At 39.4% G+C, this 19,659-nt stretch carries 25 protein-coding genes; 7 read left to right on the top strand and 18 right to left on the bottom strand.

The window, feature by feature from the left end; genetic code table 11:
- Positions 1-8 precede the first annotated feature (8 nt).
- Entirely contained in the window at positions 9-1,028 is a 1,020-nt protein-coding gene (locus PF327_RS05380; RefSeq protein ID WP_289401608.1) for a M24 family metallopeptidase, read from the bottom strand.
- 69 nt (positions 1,029-1,097) lie between these two features.
- A complete protein-coding gene (gene aroQ, locus PF327_RS05385) occupies positions 1,098-1,586 on the bottom strand; it encodes a type II 3-dehydroquinate dehydratase (protein ID WP_008242331.1) in 489 nt (162 codons plus the stop codon).
- 62 nt (positions 1,587-1,648) lie between these two features.
- Here aroQ and mqnF point away from each other — a divergent pair, with 62 nt between their 5' ends.
- Entirely contained in the window at positions 1,649-2,863 is a 1,215-nt protein-coding gene (gene mqnF / locus PF327_RS05390; RefSeq protein ID WP_008242330.1) for an aminofutalosine deaminase family hydrolase, read from the top strand.
- Positions 2,856-3,710, top strand: a complete 855-nt coding sequence (gene sppA / locus PF327_RS05395; RefSeq protein WP_289401610.1) for a signal peptide peptidase SppA — start codon at positions 2,856-2,858, stop codon at positions 3,708-3,710. The genes mqnF and sppA overlap by 8 nt, the downstream gene beginning before the upstream one ends.
- Here the strand turns inward: sppA and PF327_RS05400 are convergent, their stop codons facing one another.
- The 4 genes from PF327_RS05400 to PF327_RS05415 are packed head-to-tail and all read right to left on the bottom strand — an operon-like array spanning position 3,711 to position 7,057.
- Positions 3,711-4,919: a CAP domain-containing protein gene (locus PF327_RS05400; RefSeq protein WP_289401646.1), complete on the bottom strand. Its 1,209-nt coding sequence runs from the start codon at positions 4,917-4,919 to the stop codon at positions 3,711-3,713.
- Between the two features lie 17 nt (positions 4,920-4,936).
- Entirely contained in the window at positions 4,937-6,196 is a 1,260-nt protein-coding gene (locus tag PF327_RS05405) for a trans-sulfuration enzyme family protein (RefSeq protein WP_289401611.1), read from the bottom strand.
- Between the two features lie 8 nt (positions 6,197-6,204).
- A complete protein-coding gene (locus PF327_RS05410; protein WP_289401612.1) occupies positions 6,205-6,618 on the bottom strand; it encodes an RrF2 family transcriptional regulator in 414 nt (137 codons plus the stop codon).
- Positions 6,599-7,057: a DUF4395 domain-containing protein gene (locus PF327_RS05415; RefSeq protein ID WP_289401613.1), complete on the bottom strand. Its 459-nt coding sequence runs from the start codon at positions 7,055-7,057 to the stop codon at positions 6,599-6,601. Before PF327_RS05415 ends, PF327_RS05410 begins: the two co-directional genes overlap by 20 nt.
- Before the next feature lie 332 nt (positions 7,058-7,389).
- Between PF327_RS05415 and PF327_RS05420 the strand changes: the two genes are divergently transcribed.
- The gene (locus PF327_RS05420) at positions 7,390-8,073 is read left to right on the top strand and encodes a DUF4395 domain-containing protein (RefSeq protein ID WP_008242319.1); all 684 of its coding nucleotides are present in this window, start codon (positions 7,390-7,392) and stop codon (positions 8,071-8,073) included.
- Positions 8,074-8,200: 127 nt separating this feature from the next.
- Here PF327_RS05420 and PF327_RS05425 read toward each other — a convergent pair whose 3' ends face one another.
- From PF327_RS05425 to trxC, 7 genes are all read right to left on the bottom strand, one after another.
- Entirely contained in the window at positions 8,201-8,497 is a 297-nt protein-coding gene (locus PF327_RS05425; protein WP_289401614.1) for a c-type cytochrome, read from the bottom strand.
- 93 nt (positions 8,498-8,590) lie between these two features.
- A complete protein-coding gene (locus PF327_RS05430; RefSeq protein ID WP_008242317.1) occupies positions 8,591-8,908 on the bottom strand; it encodes a hypothetical protein in 318 nt (105 codons plus the stop codon).
- A 117-nt stretch (positions 8,909-9,025) separates the two neighbouring features.
- A complete protein-coding gene (locus PF327_RS05435) occupies positions 9,026-9,349 on the bottom strand; it encodes a hypothetical protein (protein ID WP_008242316.1) in 324 nt (107 codons plus the stop codon).
- A gap of 112 nt (positions 9,350-9,461) precedes the next feature.
- Positions 9,462-9,794, bottom strand: a complete 333-nt coding sequence (locus tag PF327_RS05440) for a hypothetical protein (RefSeq protein WP_289401615.1) — start codon at positions 9,792-9,794, stop codon at positions 9,462-9,464.
- Positions 9,788-10,978 carry a sensor histidine kinase gene (locus tag PF327_RS05445; protein WP_289401616.1) on the bottom strand — a complete coding sequence of 397 codons (1,191 nt, stop codon included), beginning with the start codon at positions 10,976-10,978 and terminating at the stop codon, positions 9,788-9,790. Before PF327_RS05445 ends, PF327_RS05440 begins: the two co-directional genes overlap by 7 nt.
- Complete coding sequence (locus tag PF327_RS05450) at positions 10,932-11,603, bottom strand: response regulator transcription factor (protein ID WP_008242313.1); 672 nt, start codon at positions 11,601-11,603, stop codon at positions 10,932-10,934. Before PF327_RS05450 ends, PF327_RS05445 begins: the two co-directional genes overlap by 47 nt.
- The gene (gene trxC / locus PF327_RS05455; protein ID WP_289401617.1) at positions 11,604-12,032 is read right to left on the bottom strand and encodes a thioredoxin TrxC; all 429 of its coding nucleotides are present in this window, start codon (positions 12,030-12,032) and stop codon (positions 11,604-11,606) included. It abuts the gene before it with no gap.
- Between the two features lie 115 nt (positions 12,033-12,147).
- On the opposite strand from trxC, the gene msrA reads away from it, so the two are divergent.
- From msrA to PF327_RS05470, 3 genes are all read left to right on the top strand, one after another.
- Positions 12,148-12,672, top strand: a complete 525-nt coding sequence (gene msrA, locus PF327_RS05460) for a peptide-methionine (S)-S-oxide reductase MsrA (RefSeq protein WP_289401618.1) — start codon at positions 12,148-12,150, stop codon at positions 12,670-12,672.
- Between the two features lie 163 nt (positions 12,673-12,835).
- Positions 12,836-13,990 (top strand): hypothetical protein, encoded by a 1,155-nt coding sequence (locus tag PF327_RS05465; protein ID WP_289401619.1) that lies wholly within the window; start codon positions 12,836-12,838, stop codon positions 13,988-13,990.
- A 16-nt stretch (positions 13,991-14,006) separates the two neighbouring features.
- Entirely contained in the window at positions 14,007-15,170 is a 1,164-nt protein-coding gene (locus tag PF327_RS05470; RefSeq protein WP_289401620.1) for a hypothetical protein, read from the top strand.
- Positions 15,171-15,287: 117 nt separating this feature from the next.
- Here the strand turns inward: PF327_RS05470 and PF327_RS05475 are convergent, their stop codons facing one another.
- The 3 genes from PF327_RS05475 to PF327_RS05485 all read right to left on the bottom strand — a co-directional run bounded on the left by PF327_RS05475 (position 15,288) and on the right by PF327_RS05485 (position 16,462).
- Positions 15,288-15,485, bottom strand: a complete 198-nt coding sequence (locus PF327_RS05475) for a hypothetical protein (RefSeq protein ID WP_289401621.1) — start codon at positions 15,483-15,485, stop codon at positions 15,288-15,290.
- Between the two features lie 277 nt (positions 15,486-15,762).
- Positions 15,763-16,038, bottom strand: a complete 276-nt coding sequence (locus PF327_RS05480; protein ID WP_289401622.1) for an acylphosphatase — start codon at positions 16,036-16,038, stop codon at positions 15,763-15,765.
- Positions 16,025-16,462, bottom strand: coding sequence for a hypothetical protein (locus PF327_RS05485; RefSeq protein ID WP_289401623.1), 438 nt, complete (start codon positions 16,460-16,462; stop codon positions 16,025-16,027). The genes PF327_RS05480 and PF327_RS05485 overlap by 14 nt, the downstream gene beginning before the upstream one ends.
- 83 nt (positions 16,463-16,545) lie before the next feature.
- Here PF327_RS05485 and PF327_RS05490 point away from each other — a divergent pair, with 83 nt between their 5' ends.
- Positions 16,546-17,331 carry a sulfite exporter TauE/SafE family protein gene (locus PF327_RS05490; protein WP_289401624.1) on the top strand — a complete coding sequence of 262 codons (786 nt, stop codon included), beginning with the start codon at positions 16,546-16,548 and terminating at the stop codon, positions 17,329-17,331.
- A gap of 1 nt (position 17,332) precedes the next feature.
- Here PF327_RS05490 and PF327_RS05495 read toward each other — a convergent pair whose 3' ends face one another.
- Positions 17,333-18,442 (bottom strand): M48 family metallopeptidase, encoded by a 1,110-nt coding sequence (locus PF327_RS05495; RefSeq protein ID WP_289401625.1) that lies wholly within the window; start codon positions 18,440-18,442, stop codon positions 17,333-17,335.
- Between the two features lie 4 nt (positions 18,443-18,446).
- On the bottom strand, positions 18,447-19,616 hold the full coding sequence (locus PF327_RS05500; protein WP_289401626.1) for a YjgN family protein: 1,170 nt from the start codon (positions 19,614-19,616) through the stop codon (positions 18,447-18,449).
- Positions 19,617-19,659 lie beyond the last annotated feature (43 nt).

A 19,659-nucleotide genomic window follows, 5' to 3' on the forward strand; every position in this document is an offset into this window, starting at 1 on the left:
AGCATAACCTACAAGACAACAGCTTTACCGTCTACCATCGCTACCATATCTTCGATACGGATACCAAACTCACCGGGAATATATATCCCGGGTTCTATCGTGTAGACCATACCATCCTCGATCACCGTATCTGATTTTGTAGAGATATAAGGCATCTCATGGATGTCTAATCCCACCCCATGTCCTGTTGAGTGTACATAATACTCTCCAAAACCTGCCTTTGTCACAATGTCACGTGTAAGGGCATCGACCTTTTTCGCTTTCATTCCCGAACGTGCCTTAGCGATGGCATTGTCATGTGCTTTAAGCACCGTATCATACGCTTTTTGTATCTTTTTACGTTTAAAACGCTGCTTTGTCTCAAATACAAAATCTTTATCTGCCTGTACCGTACGTGTACGGTCTGAACAATAGCGTTTATATTTCAATCCTGCATCCACTAGGAGCAGATCATTCTTTGCTAATTTTTTAGATGTCGGCATGGCATGAGGTTTCGCAGCATTGGCATTCACCGCCACAATAGGATCAAAACTCAGTTCATACTTGCCAAAGTCACTCAAAACACCTTTTGCTCTGTAGGTAAGTGTATATTCATTTTCACCAAAACCATTGGCAGAAAACTCTTTTGCCAGTGCTTTAAACGCTTTTGCTCCAAGTTTTGCTGCCTTAGCAAGTATCTTCAGTTCTTCATCACTTTTAATGATACGTTTTTTATGTGAAAAATCCGGCTGTGGATCAAACTTTACTTTACATTGGGAACTCACACGCTCAAAACCGTCTACACTCCACTCTTTGGGATCAAAGATCACTTTTTTAACCCGCGCCTTTTTGAGCAGGGAAACGGCAGCACCATAAAGGTCACGATCAATAACCACAGTTGCATTTTTGACATTTTGTGTGGCGTCGATGGTGTAACGACTGTCTGTGATAAAAAATGCTTCATTTCCCAAAGAAAGATAAAGGGCATTATCACAACTGTAGCCACATTCATAGTAGATAGCATTTTCATCTTTGAGCATGTAGTTCATAGGTGACCTTTTGATTTGGTTTAAAATTGGGGTATAGCCCTCCTCTCGGAGGAGAGGAAAGGGTTAGAATTATTTTTGTTGTGCTGCTGCTTGTGCTTTTGCTTGATGTTCTCTCATTGCTGCCACTTCTGAAAGCATTTGTGTCATACCAACCATTGCCAAGTGGTAACTAAATGGCCCCATACCTGAAATTTGACCTGCACACACAGGTGCTATCAATGACTTATGTCTAAATTCTTCTCTTTGATAAATGTTTGAAAGGTGTACTTCAAGTGTAGGTATCTGTACCGCAGCAATAGCATCACGAATTGCGATAGAGGTATGCGTATATGCAGCTGGATTGATAATAATACCATCAGCATCACCGATACACTCCTGGATACGATCAACGATCTCACCCTCTAAGTTGCTTTGAAAAAATTCGATCTCTGTTTTATTTTGATCAGCAAATGCCTTCATTTGCGAATGGATATCTTCTAATTTCATTGGACCATAGATATTTTTCTCTCTGATTCCTAGCATATTGAGGTTTGGACCTTGGATCACTACTATTTTCATTTTCTACCTTGTTTATATAATTTAGGTATTATTCTATCAAAATATATTAAATGTGAGGCAAAATGAAGATAATAAATGCAGACTTTCTCTATACACCCCATGGCTACATACAAAATCAAGCAGTTGCATTTACAGAAATCATTAAAGATATTGGTCCATTAGAAGAACTCATCCTACGTTATCCAGATGCTAAGGTCATCCATACCAAACCAAACTCGATACTCTACCCTGGATTTATCAACACGCATGTACATCTAGAGTTTTCTGCGAATAAAACCTCTTTGGTCTATGGTTCTTTCAAACCCTGGCTTGATTCTGTCATAGAACATAGAGAAGAACTCATGGGTGCATGTAACAATGAAATGATGCTTCATGAGTGTCAAAAAATGCTGCGTTCAGGCATCACGACATTTGGTGCCATTTCAAGTTTTGGGAATGAACTTGAAGTGTGTGAAAAAACCCCTCAACGTGTGGTCTTTTTCAATGAACTGATAGGCTCAAATGCCATGTACGCCGATATGCTCTATGGTGACTTTCAGGAGCGTGTCAGAGCCTCTCAATCATGTGAGAAGCGTTCTCGTATCATTCCGGCCATAGCAATACACTCTCCCTATTCTGTGCATCCGATACTGCTGCAAAAAGCGGTCAACCTGGCCAAAAAACACACGATGCCCCTTAGTGCGCATTTTTTAGAATCACAGGCCGAAAGAGAATGGCTCGAATCCAGTAGCGGTACACTCAAAGCATTTTTTCTGAAATACTTTAACACCTCCACAACTGTCACCAATATCGAAGAGTTCATGCATGCCTTTGATACCTATCCGACGCATTTTGCACACTGTGTGCAGGCAACGGAGGATGAGTTAGACTATTTGACCAAGAAAGGACACTCTATTGCCCATTGTCCTCGCTCTAACAGATATTTGGGATGCGGAAGGCTTGCCATTGAAGATCTATCCTTGCCTTTCAGTATCGCTACAGATGGATTAAGTTCTAACGATTCACTCAATATCTTCGATGAACTCAAAGCTGCGATCATGCTGCACAATGACATACCGATCCAGGAACTTTCGGAAAAACTGCTACGTGCAGTGACTACAGATGCCGCTGATATATTAGGCCTCAACTGTGGTAAAATAGAAGTTGACAAACTTGCGGACTTTGCAGTCGTTACACTGCCCGAAGCACCGAAGAGAACAGAGGAGTTGGCACTGTGGACCATCTTGCATACGAAAGAAGTTTCCGAAGTTTATATAGAAGGAGAAAAATATGTTTAGTGCTATAGGAAAAGTGATCAAATGGATCGGTCAACACTTTTTGGGAATGCTTTTTTTACTCATTGCTTTTGTTGTGCTTATGCCCACTTCAACGACTGAATTAAAACCTGCCAATCTGCAAGAGATACAGCTTTCAGGTCCCATCATGGATGCGGATGTGATACTCAAAGAGATAGAAGAGGTACAAAAAGACCCTAAGATCAAAGGTGTACTGCTGAACATCAATTCACCCGGAGGAGCGGTGCCCCCTTCTATTGAGATCGCCTATGCGATCAAAGCATTAAAGGAGCATAAACCCGTAGTTGCCTATGCTTCTGGCATGATGACAAGTGGCAGTTACTATGCTTCTATCCATGCAAATACCATTATTGCCAATCCAGGTTCTATCGTGGGCTCTATCGGGGTGATCATGGAGAGTGCGAATGTAGAAGAATTGATGGATACGATCGGTGTGAAAACACAAATAGTCAAACAAGGTACCTACAAAGAAGCAGGTACACCAACAAGAGAATGGACCACAGAAGAACGTGCTGAACTCGAAAGGCTTACCAAAGATACCTATGAACTGTTTATACATGATGTAGCCGATGCGAGAGGCTTAGATCTAAAACATTCAAAAGAGTATGCAGATGCACATATATTCTCAGCCAAAAGAGCCAAAGATGCAGGACTCATAGACCATGTCGGGGTGAAAAGCCAAGCCAAAGCAGAAGTGGAAAAACTTGCGAATGTCACAGATCCGAGATGGAAAGAAAAAGATAAGCTCGAAAGCTTTATGGAACAGTTTGCCACCAAAGGTATGATGCAGTTACAAAACTATTTTTACGGGTTAAAAGCTTCCTTCTAACTACTGTACGTCAAAGAAAACTTTTTTCTTACCAAAGTCTAAACTGACCCTTCCTGAAGAACGTCTCTTCGGGAACGTCACCTTTAAGGTATTTTGATCCAGGAATGAGGCATTGATACCTCCCCTGGACCGGTAACTGTGTAAGATATCTTTTCTGGAGTCCGGAACCATGTAAAGTATGGCTGATGAACCTGCCTTTACAGCCAATGTTGTCTTAGTCCTACTCACCCTGTATAGTTTTCCTTCAGGCTTTGCTGTCCTGAATTTCCAAAGTTTTTTGACTTTAGTCCCATTGGCAATACCTTCAAAGACTGCAATATACTTTGTATCAAACTCCAATCTTTTCAATGGCATAAGTACGAATTCCAATTTGGTCAAAATATGGTTAGGATCATTGTTGTACTGCAGGATCTTGGTCTCTTTGATCTCTTGTCCATTTTCATCAAATAAACGAAAAGATTGCAACCTTACATGCGTATGATAGACAGGATTGAACTGCACAGAAAGAGGAAAACCACTGACGGCATAACCAGGCAGTGGGTCTGGAGATTCATTGTAAAATGCAGGCCAGATATCAGTCTGTTCAGCATATGGATAGACTATGATCTCGCTGTTTTTTCGTCTTACGTTATTTTTTGTTTCTTCAAAAAGTGACTGAGGTACCATCTTGCTACTCTGTTTGCAAATCTCTGTCATATAGTAGACACCACGTGTCAAAGTAAAGGGCCTGCTGCAAAGCTCTGCAATACCTGAAGAACCCAAATTATAGACATAGGCATGTTTCACTTGTCTTTTTTTCTTGCTGGAGGAAACCCCCAAACCTATCTCATCTTTATCAAAATTCAAAAATACTAAACGATGGTAGATCGCGGAAAAAAGATTGTCAATGGATTTTTTCTGACCTACGGTATTAATAGAGACATTTTCCATCACAAATGTGGAAGGATACCCTGCTTGCACTACACGCTGAGAAGGTGTACTACCTGTATATGCTGAAGTTCCCTTTGTTTCGTAATGTCCATTTCTTTGATGCTGTATGAGATAGTGGGCGTGAGAAGCAGCTGCATTGTGTAAAGCTTTATTGGTTTTAAGTTTAATAAGACCACTCTTTTCTCTCATCATATTGAGATAGTTAAGTCCTCCATCTTCACTCTTGGCTTCAAGAGAAACCAACAAAAACATGAGGAACAGAGAAAAGCGCAGAAACATATATTGCACTTAGCTACTTACAGTGCATTTGCTGCTTGTAAAAAGTCTTCTGCAATGGCCTTAGGATCTTCAAGGCCTATGGAAACACGGATCAATCCTTCATGTACACCTAGAAATTTACGGGTCTCCTCATCAAAATCACTATAAATGGTACTTGTCATATGCAATGCTAGTGTTCTATTGTCCCCTATGTTCGCAGTTTGTATCACAAGATTCAGTTTGTTAAGGAGTGTAAATGCCCGTTCTTTTGTGCCACAGTCTAGAGTGAGTAGTGGGCCGCACCCCTGTGCAAAGTCTGATTTGTATCGTGCATGATCTGGGCTTGATACTAATGACGGGTGGTTTACGCTTACCCCATCAGGCAGTTTTTCATCAAGCAGTGCTGCGACAGTTTCCACACTTTTATTGATCCTCTCTACTCTGAGTGAGAGTGTTTCCAATCCTATCATGGTCATAAATGAACCAAAGGCATTGGCAGTCATACCAAAGTCACGGATAGCACGTTTTTTACAGATAGGTATAAATGCTTTTTCTCCCATCTTTTTCACTATTTTGTGTACATCTGCATATTTCGGGTTCAGCAGTTTATCCCCCTCTTCTTTTACAGCTCTGAAAACAGCTATACCACCTAGTGCAGCTGAGTGTCCAGACATATTTTTGGTTGAGGAGTGCACAGAGATGTCCGCACCCATCTCCAGCGGTCTAACCAGAAGTGGCGTCGCAGTATTGTCTATCATGACCAAGGTTTCATACTTGTTACAGAGGTCTATAATACGCTGTATATCAGGAAGGGTAAGGCTTGGGTTTCCTACAGACTCAAAAAGAACCATCTTGATCCCGCGCTGAAGTGTTGCTTCAATATGTTCGAAATCGTCTACGGTACAAAAAGTATTGCTAATACCGAAACGTGCCAAAGTTTCGTTGACCAGAGAATAGGTTCCCCCGAAGAATCCACCGATACAAAGCAATTCATCTCCAGCAGATAAAAAAGCACTGCAGACCATAGAGATAGCACCCATACCTGAAGAGGTGGCAATGGCACCAAATCCGCCCTCCATCTTCGCTACGATAGCTTCCAATTTGGCATTGGTCGGATTACCTACTCTAGCATAAAGTGGCTTATTGACCTGGGCAGCAAATATACCTTCTGCCTCTTCGGCATTTTCATAGCCATACGCTGCAGATGGGGTGATCGTAGGTGCAATAGCGCCTACTCTTGAACCTACATTTTGTACAAGTAAGGTATTGAAGTAGTCAAAATCAGTGGGATTGTTCATCGTTGTTCCTATATTGAATAATTAAGTATCTGGTTGGCTTTAAGTTGATAGTTCTTCAGTTCCGACAACGGGATCTCGAAAACCGCTGAGACTTTTTGTTTAATATCATCCCAAAAGAATTTTAGAGCTTGACTATCTGTCTGATAGTTATCAGCAAATATATCTGACTCCAAGATAAGTACCACATCTTTAAGCGTGATATCTTTAAGGCTTTTTGCGAGTTTGTATCCGCCATGTGCACCTTTGATGCTGGTAAGAAGACCCTGCTTTTTAAGTTCTAAAAGTATTTGTTCCAAAAAGTTTTGTGGGATGGATGCATTGGCTGCTATCTCTTTTATCTTCAGAACTTTATCATCCGGAATAGAATCTAACTCCTGAAGTGCAGCGATAGCATAAATTGTTTTACTGGATATTCCTATCATTTCCTAAAAGACCTTTACCGATTTGTATTGCGTAGTATAGCTTACATCCTATACAAAAATCGAATACTGTCTCAAGTAATGCACAAATTAATAAAATAACCGCTACCACTGTAGCAAATAGTATAAAACCAGCAAAATAAAATACAACAATAATTAACGAAGTGACGAGTCCCAGATACAGAGCGAATCTTTTGGGTGATTCATCACAAAGTTTAGGTGCAACACCCCATCCTTTGAGTACAAATTTACCAATGATCTGAAATAAACTGAAATTTGAGAGACGTAATGCTCTCATAAAGAAATCAAATAGGATAACCCATGCAAAGAAACTCTGTTGTGTGATCAAAAATAAAAGCGTAAAAAGAGCTACCTGGAAAGAGATCATTCTTACCATATTAGCGTCAACTCTTCTTGTAGATATCGGACAACTTGGAGACATATTCTTTCCTTTCACTGAAGTAACATTTTTGGGTGAAGCCCATTCGCCATATCATTAGCACCTCTAAAGACCCTAGAGTAATTTACTACATTGACTTTTTTCTAAGCTTGTGTATAGGGGGAGACTAAAATCACCAAGAAAAATGTAAATGACCTTGTCTATGTAAATCTCTAGGGTTTTTACAAGTGCTTATAATTGTATTTTAACCAAATCTATTTTTAATGTCAAGTAAATCTATAGGTTTTATAGAAAAAGGGTATAATACTACACACTCTATACACACAATGACAATATAATCTCTTATATAAATGCTTAAAAGGAATTTTATTTAAATGAAGAAATATATCTATTTTGGTGAATCGGTAGACGGGTATGACATACCTGTACTGAATGAACGTGAAGCACGTGCAGGTGCAGGAATATTACTTTTGCCGGCTATTGCATCATTTGTAAATTCATATATAACACATAATTTTATTTTTACAAAAATTTTTGTAACGGTCTTTATGATAGACTTTTTTATACGTATCTTTATCAACCCAAACTATGCACCTAGCCTCATTATAGGTCGTTTTTTCGTCCAAAATCAAACACCGGAATATGTGGGTGCCAAACAAAAAAGATTTGCGTGGTCAATCGGGTTTTTACTTTCATTAATTATGTTCTTCATTATTGTAATATTTGAGATCATGACTACAATTAAAATTGGTATCTGTCTACTCTGTATTACATTTTTATTTAGTGAGACTGCATTTGGCATATGTATAGGTTGCATACTCTATCAGAAGATACAAAAGAACAAACCACTCTATTGTCCAGGTAATGTCTGTGTGGTCAAAACTAAAGACAAGATACAACAATTCTCTAAACTGCAAATGACAAGCTTAGTCCTGTTTTTTACAGGTCTATATTTTTTAAGTGATAGTATGAATCACGCTAAAGATCCTAATATAGAAGAAGAGAGATACATGAAACAAATGAAATGTGAAACAGGAAAATGTGGAAGTAGTATGTAATATAAACGTAAATACTTGTTTGTATTACAATAAAAAATATATGTAAATTAAATAATGATGAGAGAAATTTTAAAAAGAGTGTAGAAACATTCAAAAGCCAAAAGGCTTTTGAATTGAAATTAAAAACTTATTTCATTGCTGCAATGTAATCTGCAACAGCTTTGATAGTAGCATCATCCATAGAAGCTACTTGACCTTTCATAAGACCACCCATACCGTGTTGGTTAAGTGTACCTGCTTTATAACCGTTAAGTTGTTCAACTGTTTTAGCTGCATCTTGACCTGTGATAATAGCAGATTTACCTAAAGCAGCTTTTTCTCCGTTTGCACCGTGACAACCGATACATTTAGCGTAAGCAGCAGCACCATCAGCCATAAGTAGTGTAGATCCAGCAAGTAACATTGCGATTGCGATTTTTTTCATTTTAATTCCTTTAAGTTTATTTTATTTGTTTAACATTAAGAAGATCTGCTTTTAGTAGACCTCCCACCTCTATTTTAGTTTAAGATACATACCTTAACAAGATGGTACGTTACCTGAATCACTTGCATACTCATATGCAAAGTCATATACATCTGGAATATATTTTGCCTTGAATTTTTTTACTTTTGGACAAAGCTTTTTAACTTCAGCCTCAAATTTACCAGCTTCATGGATCGCTTCCCACTCATCTTGTGTATGTGATTGTGCAAACTTAACACCATTGAATCCACAAGGAGCTTTTAGCTTCTTAAGATAAATTTTTTGACCTTTTTTCACATCTGCAGATGCAGTTGATGAAAGTAATGTCATACCAAGTAAAGCAGCAACTGCTAATTTAGTCATAGTCTTCATATATAATCCTTTTTATTTTTAGGTAAAAGTATAATAGCACGTAATTGTGAAAATATTGTGAAGTGTGTGAAAGAAGAAGCAGAAGGTTCACAACTGCTTCGAGAAGTTACATTTGTGTTAACACTTTGGAACGTGAGATCCACCTTCACCATATTCATAAGTAAATTCATACAAATGTTTCCACCATGATTTTTTAATTTTATTTAGAGGTAATTTGGGACAAATTCTTTTCATTTCTGCTGGAAATTCACCATCATCATATATCTCTTCCCATTCATCCTGATTATGCTGTCTTGCAAATCTCACACCTGAGAATCCACAATATTTTCTCACCTTCTTCTTGTATATTTTTTGACCTTTTTTAACACTCGCAGATGCAACTGTAGGCGTACTAACCATTGCAAATGCAACAAGACTAAGTACAGTGACTATTCTTTTCATTTCATTCTTCCTTTTTTATAATATAACCTTATCCAAAGTTATTGTAACTACTTCAACTTATTAAAAACCTTAAACTTATCCCAATATATATCTAAAGCTTGACAATATGTAACTACTTCAACTTATTAAATACCTTATATTTATCCCAATAAATGTCCAGTGCTTCATCAATTTCACTGTCACTCAACTTGGTTTTTTCTTTAATACCATATGTGTCTATAAACAGGTCAGACATGACAGAGATCTCTTTTAAAGGGTATTTCAAATAGTGTTTCATCCCTGCTTTTACATTTTCTTCACCACTATAGACAAGCAGATAACGCATAAACATACGCTGCAGTGATGTGGGTAACTCTTTATGACACTCCACACAATGACGTTCATACGCATTCTGGGCGAACACACATGAAACCAAACCAAAACATAGAATGATAGGCTTTACCATCTTAACACCATTTTTGTACCCTCTCCCTCTTTTGAGTCTACCTCTATTGAGATATGGTATTCATCCACTATTTTTTTAACAATACTCAGACCGATACCAAAACCACCTTCACTGTTATTAAATCTCATATAGCGATCGAAAATATAAGGTACTTTTTCTTCATGTATCCCTATACCTGTATCCCAGACTACTAACAACCCTTCTCTTGATCGTATGCCTATGGTACCGTTACGTTTGTTATATTTGATCGCATTGGATATCAGGTTATCTATGACTCTGGTCAATTTTCTTCTATCCATCATGATCGTTGACTCTTCCAGATCCAGATCATAGGCTATATGTTTTGACTGCGCCAGAACAGAGAAATACTCTACTCTGTTATAGATGAGCTCTTTGATCTCGATCTCTTCGTCATGGTTCTGCTGATCTTCTTCCAGCATAAGATAGGTGAGGTCTTTGTAGAGTACAGAAACCGTTTTGGCTGCAATATTGATACGTGCCAGTTTGGTCTTATTTTTCTCTACCATCACATCGGTATCCATCATCTCTATATTTGCCAGTATCGCAGAGAGCGGTGTATTAAGTTCATGTGTCGTATCCTTAATAAACCTGTCTAACAGTACAATGGAATCCCGCATCGGTTTTAAAAACAGTTTAGCAAGATAGAGTCCGAACAGCATAAAAAAGATAAAGACAACCATACCATAAGTGATGATATTTTTCCATATCTCTCCTCGCCATGCACCACTGTCTTTTACTTCTATAACAAGGTATTTCGTTCCCAAATAAAATTCATCCAGCATTTTTACTAAATGTATATGACCATTCGTAATATAGATCTCTTCCGCATCAAAACGTACATTTTCATCTTCCAGTAATGAAAATATTTTCATATGTTCTAGATCATAGATCGCTGATTTGAAACGGGGATCACGAGGATATTCGACTCTTTCAGGAAAAAAATGATGCAGTACTTTCAGTCTTCTCGTTTGGATATACGCATATTTGGTCAGCATCGCCCGCTGATCAGAAAGCATCAGTTTTTCCTGACTTTGATAATAAAACAGTGATAGCAGTGTGATCAAAAATATGACCATGGCCACATAAAGTGTTAAAAATCTTAATAGAGATTTTTTCTCACTTCTCAACAGTGAATTTGTAGCCTTGTTTTTTAATGCTAACAATTCTTTCCTTACCTATGATTTTGCGAAGATTTTTAATGTAAGTACGAAGTGCCGTATCACTAGGTTCCTCATCAAAATCCCATAAATGTTTATAGATACGTTCATGGACAATGACCTCATCCTCATTTTTCATAAAAAGTTTAAGAAGCATAGACTCTTTATGTCCCAAAGATACCGTTTTGCCATTGATGATCAGTTCATTATTTTTAATGTCATAGGCAATATCTTTTGCAATCTTTATCAACTCTTTGGATTCATGATAAAAAGCACGTTTAAGCAGTGTTTCCACACGTATCTGCAGTTCTTTCAAAGCAAAAGGTTTACGTATGTAGTCATCACATCCGCTTTCAAAACCTTTTTCTAGGTCATCCACTGAATCTAAAGATGTGATGAAAATAGCCGGTGCGACCACGTCATTCTCTCTTGCCTCTTTTAAAAGATCAAAACCATTCATACCTGGGGTGTTGACATCCAAAAGAAGCAAATCATACTTACTCTCATATAATTTTTCCTGTGCTTCGTATCCATCATAGACACTGACCACCTCATGACCCTTCTCTTCCAGAAATTCTGTGACGGTGTCATTGAGATTGGCATCATCTTCCAGCAATAATATTTTACTCATCTACAGATACTGCCTTACCCAGCTTTGTAGTCTACCGGCATCTAACGCACCACTCACTCTATCCACCTCTTTACCATTTTTAAACACGATGAGCGTAGGTATGCTCTGTATACCGTACTGGGCACCTAGGACCTGCTGTTCATCCGTATTGACCTTCACGAACTGCGCCTGAAGCGGCATTGCCAAAGCAACTTCTTCAAAAGCAGGAGCCATCTGCAGACAAGGTCCACACCAAGGAGCCCAAAAATCAACGATTACAGGAATTTCCGAGTTCGCTACAAAGGTACCCAGCTTATCTGCATCTACAGAGACAGGTGCACTCTTCAGCAAAGAGTTCTTACATCCGCCACAGTTCGCTTTACTGTATGATGCTTTCTTAGGTATACGGTTCACTTTGAGACAATGTGGACATACAACATTAACATTCATAAGAAAAACCCCTTATTTAGATTAATTTTTACTTTCTTAGGTATTATAGCAAATAAATTAAATAAGCACATGGCTACATACTTATCGTAGTTGTGGTGAAATGAAAGGATAGTGAATGACAAAAGAACTCATAGTCGGTGGTGGATGTTTCTGGTGTACGGAAGCAGTATTTGAATTACTCAAAGGTGTGAATGATGTGGAAAGTGGGTACGCAAATGGACATACACCCAATCCAACCTACAGAGATATCTGTACAGGTGATACAGGGTATGCAGAGGTCATTAAGATCACATATGATGACAGCATCATTACCGTAGACACGTTACTGGAGATCTTTTTTGTCATACACGACCCTACCACACTCAACCGGCAAGGCGCGGACAGAGGCACACAATACCGATCAACCATCCTCTATACTGAGGAAGAGACCAAAAAGGCTGCCGAGGCGACGATGGAAGCAGCACAAGCAGAGTGGAATGATCCTATCGTCACCAAGATCGAACCGCTTGAGAACTACTACAAAGCTGAAGCGTACCATCAGGACTATTACCAGCAAAATCCTATGCAGGGGTACTGCATGGCAGTCATCCCTCCAAAACTACAGAAACTCAAAGCGAAGTTTGGCAAAGAGGTGAAGTAACCTCCCCATCAGGGTAAAAACTCATCTAGATCTCTCAAGAACTCTATATTTTATGTTTCTTTAATTTATGGCATGTATAATCCCATACTTTTTTATAATAAGTAAAAATAATAAAAAAAATAACTTATTGTAAATAATTTTATTTAAACTAAAGGAACCTATTATGTTGAAAAAATATTTGGCATCATCATTTTTGCTGCTTGTATTGTTTATGGTTAATGCCCATGCGTCATTTTCGACTGGTCTGCAGAGTCTTGTCAGCCAGGGAAATACGCTCGATGCTAACCTCTCTTCATTCAGTTTTGATCAGGGGGATGACTGTTCCAAACTGGGAACACTGAATACCTCTATTGAAACATATATCGAAAGCATTGAGACGGTCTATGCGCAGCTATCTTCGCCTCTGAGCCTGACACAGGGGGATCTAACATCGCTTGATGACCTAAGCAACATCAGCAGATCTATGGCCCAAGAGAGTGCACGTATAGCGTTGGAGCTCAATAGTATCGAATCGGTTGCCGACCTTTTCGAATACCGGGCAGGACTCAGCGCTATGCTACGTCTTTCGGACGATATCGGTACGATGGCAGACCGTATCCTAGAGATGGCTAACCGTATTTTGGTCATGGCAGACAATATCGGTTCGATGGCGGACAAAATCGTCTTTACCATTACGCTGCAAAGCACAAATATGCAGTTCATTCAGACTTCCCTACTGATGACACAGGAAAATCTGGCTGCACTCAACAGCTCTCTTTCGTCGATTGCCTACAACCTCACCCTTGGACAGATTCAATCGGACGGCGATGCGCTTAATTCTGATATGCAGACAACCATACTGACCAACTTGAACATGGCAGATGAACTGAGCCAGCTACAGGCACAGTCTGCACAATTGATGGGAAAAGTCGTCAGCCTCTATACATTCGTCAGTATGAACAGTGCTGTGGCTTCGCACTATATCAATGGTGACACGCTGACCTATTTCAGTGATCTCTCAGAGATTCACAGGGCTCTGGCTTTGAGTACCGAAAATTTTGCACAAACCGTGCAGCTGCTTGCTCCGCTAACGAGTACGCCTGTCCTTTCCGATGCCACGAATTCCATGCTGAAGCTGGTACAGGATATCAAACTGATGAGTGACCGTATCATGGAGATGAGTGACAAGATCATCGTTATGGCCGACAACATTGGTGTGATGAGCGTACGGATAGTCGAGGTTGAAGGGATACAGGCATCGAACATGGCTTATACTGTCGATTCCCTGACCACTGCGCAAAATATCACTGTCGGCATCATCGAGTCCTATGGACTGTAAGAAAAAGGAGAATCGAATGAAACAATTATGGAACAACTTTATTGGCGCTGCCGCTGTTTTTATGCTTTTTATGGGTATGCCCGCAGCCGCAGCCTTGAAGGAAGACCTGCAAGACCTTGCCGTTCAGTCTGAAACATTCAGAAGTGAGTTGAGCACACTTGAGCTCAATGCCTCTTCTGTCTGTGCACCGCTGGTACAAGCCAACCAAAAGGCACGCGATATGGTCAATGCCATCAGCGCTGTCGATGACAACCTCTCTGCACCTTTACAGATCGATGCTGAGATCCTCGATGCCATTGAACTGCTTTCAGTCACAAACCTGAGCATGGCAAACGAAGCGCTGCGACTCTCACTTGACCTGCAGCAACTTGAGAATACGGCCTCGGTACTGACCATCAAAGACGGCATTACCTCTATGCTTCAGCTCTCCGATGATATCGGTACGATGGCAGACAGGATTGGTGAGATGGCAGACAAGATTCTTGTCATGGCCGACAACATCGACATCATGGCTGACCGCATTATTGCGACTCAGGAGATTCAAAGTGCGAACATGACCACCAGTATCGATACACTGCTACAGACACAGACCAATGCATTGACGCTGGTCTCGGTCATCGAGACAAGTACACGTGAACTTGAATACGATGCGCTTATCACTGACGGTATGGAACTCTCCTCGCGTATGCACGCAGTGATGCTCAACCCGTGGACAATGAACTACCAGCTACAAGGTGTCGCAGATGACGTCAAGAGCTTTCTTCAACAGGTCACGGCACTCAGCAACGCGATCAAGAACGATGCAGTAAACGGCACACTTTATATCGATGGTACGTCGATGATGCAGCTTTATGACATGTCGACTATGCTGACCTTTGTCGCAACGGCAGTTGACGGCTATGTCATTGCGATCGAGGGGCTAGAGCCGACAACATCGACAGCGACACTCGAAGACTCGCTCAACAGTATGCTTCAGCTTTCAGCCGATATCGGTATCATGGCCGACCGGATTGGAGAGATGGGCGATACCATCCTGGCCATGGCAGACAATATCGGAATGGTGGCCGATACCTTTATCACAACACAGCAGTTTCAAAGTGCGAACCTTTTCGCAACGCGAAACTCCGTCCTCGCGGTACAACAGATGGCCATCGCCATTATTGTCTCCAGAGGTCTTTAAACTCATCCCCAAGCTTCAGCTTGCGGGAAGCATATAAAAGTGCAGAAGCTGTATTAACAAAATGTATTATAGTTTCTGATGCTATCTAAAATTATAAGATGATCTACTTTCGAATATCTATTTTTTTAAAGGATTATCACTGCGCTTTTTAACCTTGCGCTGTTGTTCTTCAGAGATATTAGGCTCAGAAAATGTCACTTGATTGTAAATGACACATCCTTTACATCCAGGATCACACTTATGAGAAAGTTTGATACACCACTCTTTCTCTTCTCCGTTTGTTCCCATATATTGACATGTCCATCCACTGCTCATAATAAGAACCTCCTGTATAACTATAGATATTCTTAACTATACTAGCTTTTTCTTAAGCTAGGCACTCACTTGCAGGACTAGCCTAAGCTAATTCAAAAGTGAGTAACGACGCATAAGGTAAAGCTAGTATTGCCCATAGGGTGAACTTTGCAAAAGTAATCTTTCACAAGATATTTACTTGACGTAGCTTTAACTAGGACTACGTAAATCTCTTACAAAATCTCACCTTTGCAAAACTCATTATGAGTATCTATAGTTATACAGGAGGGTTCACATCCTAATATCGTATCTCAAAACCATCGGTTGTGAATTCTGCATCTTCAATGATCTCATATCGGATATCCTCTACCAAACTCGATGGTGATCCTTCATTCAAAATAGCCATAAACGTATTGAAATCATCATCAAATACTTCAGCGACAACCTCAACGGTACCATCATCAAGGTTCTGTATGTATCCCTTATATTGTTTTTTCATCATAGCCTGAGAAACAAACTTGCGATAAAATACACCTTGTACTTTACCAAAAATAATAAATCTATACCACTCCATACTCGTCCTTTAGACCCTGTAAAAACTCTATAATACGCTGTTGGAACAGGATATCCTCTTCACTGTCCATACATTCATGCAGTTGCATAAGAAGTCCCATATCTATCTTTGATGTAAAACGAGGCACCTCTTTGGTCTCGTTTTCAACCAACATAATAAGATGCTCGAAGTCCAGCCCATTGTTGGTGACGATTTTTGTATGGTATTCATTGACCGTATCGATGAGAAGTTCTGCTCTTTCATGATCATCACTATAGATACTATGTGCGATCTCTTTGAGTTTTTGTTTTTCACATTCACAGATCTCACCATTCGCCGAGACCATAAGGGTGAGGATCTTTGCTCTATATTCTAAAGAACTATGATGGTATACAAGTAATTCTCTGAACATTTTCATGATATTACGTTTTAAAAATTTAAACACAATACAGCCCTTATGATTTATTAACACTATTTTAACAAAATAATACTATAGTTTTATCACTATTTACAAAAGAGGCAGTCTCAATGGGCAATATAGATTTAATTATTATCTTAACAACCGCTTTTTTAGGAAGCGTTGGACATTGTATTGGAATGTGTGGCGGGATCGTAGTTGCATATTCTTCTACAAAAATAGATCAAAAAACAAGTTATCTGCAACAGACTTCTGCACACTTGGCTTACAACTTTGGACGTGTAACCACCTATGCTATTTTAGGCGCTATATTTGGTTATGTGGGACAAGTGGTCGCTTTTACACCTACCACCAAAGGGATACTTTTTCTCATCACCGGTATACTGATGATACTTGCAGGTCTTTCACTTATAGGAAATCTTAAATTTCTCAATTCTGCTGAATGGTCCGTCTCCAAATATGCCTGGTTTCAAAACAGCTTCAGAAAACTGATGTCAGACAAATCGTATCTAAGCTTTTATCTTTTAGGGTTGCTCAATGGTATGATTCCTTGTGGACTTGTCTACTCTTTCGCTATTTTTGCGGCAAGTACTGCTGATCCTGTTTCAGGTGCTTTGGTCATGGCAACCTTTGGACTGGCTACCATCCCCGCGCTTTTCTTTTTAGGCTTCCTCACAAAGATCCTGCAAAAAGGATCCCTACGTGGTACCATGATGAAGCTTGCAGCTCTGCTAGTCATTCTCTATGGAGGAATTACCCTGTATAAAGGCTACAACTTCATCGCACATCCACAAATGATGAAAGAGAGAATGAAAAAAATGCATGAAGGAAGTACCGATGGCACATTGACAGGACAATTTAACGGTATGAAATGTGCTCCGGGGAAATGTGGTTAAATTATTGAGGCACTGAGACTATTTCACAGGTAGTCAAACCTTTTTTGAAACACTGACTGTACTGTTGTGCTACCTCGACACGCTCTTTGGTAGCAGGATGAGAAGATAAATAATCCAAAACATCCTCATCAGACGTTTCACTGTTCTTATCATTTTTGCTTGGTCGCTCCATATAGGACATCATACGATTCATAATATCTGAAAATGCAATAGGATCGATCTTTGCTGCAAGCATCTGCTCAAATGCATAGATATCTGCTTCAGACTCATGACCACGAGAATAGCTGCTACTTACCAGAAGTGAACCTAGCCCTACCCCCATATCTGCCAATCCATTACTGTCTCCTACAATCATCATTGTTGCCACTGTAATAAATGTACTTTCTATCACCATCTTTAAAGTATGACGATGGATAACATGTCCCATCTCATGCAGTAGTACAGAATCAATTTCATCCTGACTCTTTGATAACTCTACAAATTTATCTGTTAAGATAATATCCCCTGAAGGCAATGCCAAGGCATTAGGTATGCTGACATTTCCATCACGCCATAAACGGAAATGCACTCTGTAGTTGATCTCTTGATCTTCACTTAACGGAACCAAGGTTGATGTAAAATGTTGACGTATCTCTTCCATTTTTGATTGAGAAATTTTGCTTTTTTTAAATATATACTTATCAAGAAATTCCAAAGTATGCGTGGCAATAAGTTCATTAGTTTCATGTGGCAATAGATGTGCGATCTTTGTGCTGCTCCAGGGCACACCCCATTTAAAAAACCCAAATGTAGTAAATACCGTGATCACAAGTGCAACAAAAACCCACCTCAACTTTGATTCCAGCGTATGGATAATGCCATTGCTTAACAGATGTTTTTTAAATATTTTATCGATAAGGTCATTCTCTTTGGTAGCGAAGATGGAGCCATCTTCAAGTGTGATCTTTCGTTCTGTATTTCCCAGTCTATTGTCTACGTTTAATACAGATAAGCTACCTTCATAGACAGCACCGTTTTCTACCCTGATCACATAAGTATGTTCTGATGTTACAGCAAGTGTCGCATCCAAAGATGCTGCACTTCCTTGTGCATACCACTTGCCATTTATCATGTCTCTAAAATCCCAGTCCTACATCTACATCAAAAGCATCACCTATCTGTTCTCCCAATGATGACGCTTCATTTTGTCTTTGTGTCATATATTGGTCAAATCCTGCATCCGTATGCACTTGTGTGTTTTCCAACATGACCCTTGCAACCCTTACTTTGGCCCATGGCATAGCAAGACCTAATGTTGCGATAACAGCCAAAAAGTTTGTCATCATGACCCATGCGAATTGTTTTGCTTTGAGTGTAGAACCAAAGGAAATTGCATCATCTAAAGTGGTATTTTCATACACATAGGTACGCTGTCTGGTCATATAATATGCCATAATAAACATGGATGCAAGTATCATCCCTAAATAAGCTAATCCTATAATAGGCACAATAGCAGCCATCTGGGCCTGCATCATTTGAGGATCATTGGCTGCTTCCTGGATAGAAACAAGTGTCTCAAGTCCTACCGTTGCATAGACCAAAGCACCTATGATCAATGCTGTGATAAACATAGTCAATAGAGCTATACCTATCGTTTTGACCATAATGTTCATAAACTCTTTTATCTGGATATTTGTTTGAAATATACCCTGTCCATAACGTGAGAGATTAATGGCATATTCAGTATTTTTCTTTTTTATAAAAGAGACGGCAAAAACAATAAAAGTTAAAAAGACAATAAATGAGATCAGAGACGTCAATCCGACACCTAATATAGGCATCAATACCTCAACACCAATAGCCAACACCACATAACCGATCATTAAAAGAGCAGGATAGACAAAGAAATTCATATAAGAATCACGAAGTTTACCCACAAAACCAAAGCGCACATTCGAAAAACTTGTCATACGCATATTGAACATCATACTTCTCCATATTATCCAAGGTATCGCTACAAATAAAGCACCGATCAAAATAAGATTTCCCATAGGTGAAACCTGTTGGATCACTACATATACAACAAAAAGACTCATTGCCACCAAAAAACCTATAAAGAGTTGTTTCCCAGTTGCATGGTACTCAAAATTTCTGCCATCGAGTATAGAATTGGCATAAAAATAGCGGCGGTTACGCACTTTTGCCCATGGATAATAGAATCCTAATGTCACGATCGTTAAGAGTACATTCACGATCCATATTTTGAAATACTCTCTACCGCTTCCCTCAAATTTTAATGATTTCATCATTCTTCCTCCCAAAAATTTTATCCATAAGTCTATCATATAT

The sequence above is a fragment of the Sulfurovum xiamenensis genome, from assembly GCF_030347995.1.
In the GTDB taxonomy this organism is placed as follows: domain Bacteria; phylum Campylobacterota; class Campylobacteria; order Campylobacterales; family Sulfurovaceae; genus Sulfurovum; species Sulfurovum xiamenensis.

What these genes read in the sequence shown, in the direction of transcription:
- PF327_RS05420 (WP_008242319.1), top strand. Translation starts at nt 7,390, where the DNA reads ATGAAGAAATATATCTATTTTGGTGAATCGGTAGACGGGTATGACATA.
- aroQ (WP_008242331.1), bottom strand. Translation starts at nt 1,586, where the DNA reads ATGAAAATAGTAGTGATCCAAGGTCCAAACCTCAATATGCTAGGAATC.
- PF327_RS05425 (WP_289401614.1), bottom strand. Translation starts at nt 8,497, where the DNA reads ATGAAAAAAATCGCAATCGCAATGTTACTTGCTGGATCTACACTACTT.
- PF327_RS05490 (WP_289401624.1), top strand. Translation starts at nt 16,546, where the DNA reads ATGGGCAATATAGATTTAATTATTATCTTAACAACCGCTTTTTTAGGA.
- PF327_RS05380 (WP_289401608.1), bottom strand. Translation starts at nt 1,028, where the DNA reads ATGAACTACATGCTCAAAGATGAAAATGCTATCTACTATGAATGTGGC.
- PF327_RS05440 (WP_289401615.1), bottom strand. Translation starts at nt 9,794, where the DNA reads ATGGTAAAGCCTATCATTCTATGTTTTGGTTTGGTTTCATGTGTGTTC.
- PF327_RS05495 (WP_289401625.1), bottom strand. Translation starts at nt 18,442, where the DNA reads ATGATAAATGGCAAGTGGTATGCACAAGGAAGTGCAGCATCTTTGGAT.
- PF327_RS05405 (WP_289401611.1), bottom strand. Translation starts at nt 6,196, where the DNA reads ATGAACAATCCCACTGATTTTGACTACTTCAATACCTTACTTGTACAA.
- PF327_RS05400 (WP_289401646.1), bottom strand. Translation starts at nt 4,919, where the DNA reads ATGTTTCTGCGCTTTTCTCTGTTCCTCATGTTTTTGTTGGTTTCTCTT.
- PF327_RS05465 (WP_289401619.1), top strand. Translation starts at nt 12,836, where the DNA reads ATGTTGAAAAAATATTTGGCATCATCATTTTTGCTGCTTGTATTGTTT.
- PF327_RS05470 (WP_289401620.1), top strand. Translation starts at nt 14,007, where the DNA reads ATGAAACAATTATGGAACAACTTTATTGGCGCTGCCGCTGTTTTTATG.
- PF327_RS05450 (WP_008242313.1), bottom strand. Translation starts at nt 11,603, where the DNA reads ATGAGTAAAATATTATTGCTGGAAGATGATGCCAATCTCAATGACACC.
- PF327_RS05410 (WP_289401612.1), bottom strand. Translation starts at nt 6,618, where the DNA reads ATGATAGGAATATCCAGTAAAACAATTTATGCTATCGCTGCACTTCAG.
- msrA (WP_289401618.1), top strand. Translation starts at nt 12,148, where the DNA reads ATGACAAAAGAACTCATAGTCGGTGGTGGATGTTTCTGGTGTACGGAA.
- PF327_RS05500 (WP_289401626.1), bottom strand. Translation starts at nt 19,616, where the DNA reads ATGAAATCATTAAAATTTGAGGGAAGCGGTAGAGAGTATTTCAAAATA.
- mqnF (WP_008242330.1), top strand. Translation starts at nt 1,649, where the DNA reads ATGAAGATAATAAATGCAGACTTTCTCTATACACCCCATGGCTACATA.
- PF327_RS05475 (WP_289401621.1), bottom strand. Translation starts at nt 15,485, where the DNA reads ATGAGCAGTGGATGGACATGTCAATATATGGGAACAAACGGAGAAGAG.
- PF327_RS05430 (WP_008242317.1), bottom strand. Translation starts at nt 8,908, where the DNA reads ATGAAGACTATGACTAAATTAGCAGTTGCTGCTTTACTTGGTATGACA.
- sppA (WP_289401610.1), top strand. Translation starts at nt 2,856, where the DNA reads ATGTTTAGTGCTATAGGAAAAGTGATCAAATGGATCGGTCAACACTTT.
- PF327_RS05480 (WP_289401622.1), bottom strand. Translation starts at nt 16,038, where the DNA reads ATGGAGTGGTATAGATTTATTATTTTTGGTAAAGTACAAGGTGTATTT.
- trxC (WP_289401617.1), bottom strand. Translation starts at nt 12,032, where the DNA reads ATGAATGTTAATGTTGTATGTCCACATTGTCTCAAAGTGAACCGTATA.
- PF327_RS05415 (WP_289401613.1), bottom strand. Translation starts at nt 7,057, where the DNA reads ATGTCTCCAAGTTGTCCGATATCTACAAGAAGAGTTGACGCTAATATG.
- PF327_RS05435 (WP_008242316.1), bottom strand. Translation starts at nt 9,349, where the DNA reads ATGAAAAGAATAGTCACTGTACTTAGTCTTGTTGCATTTGCAATGGTT.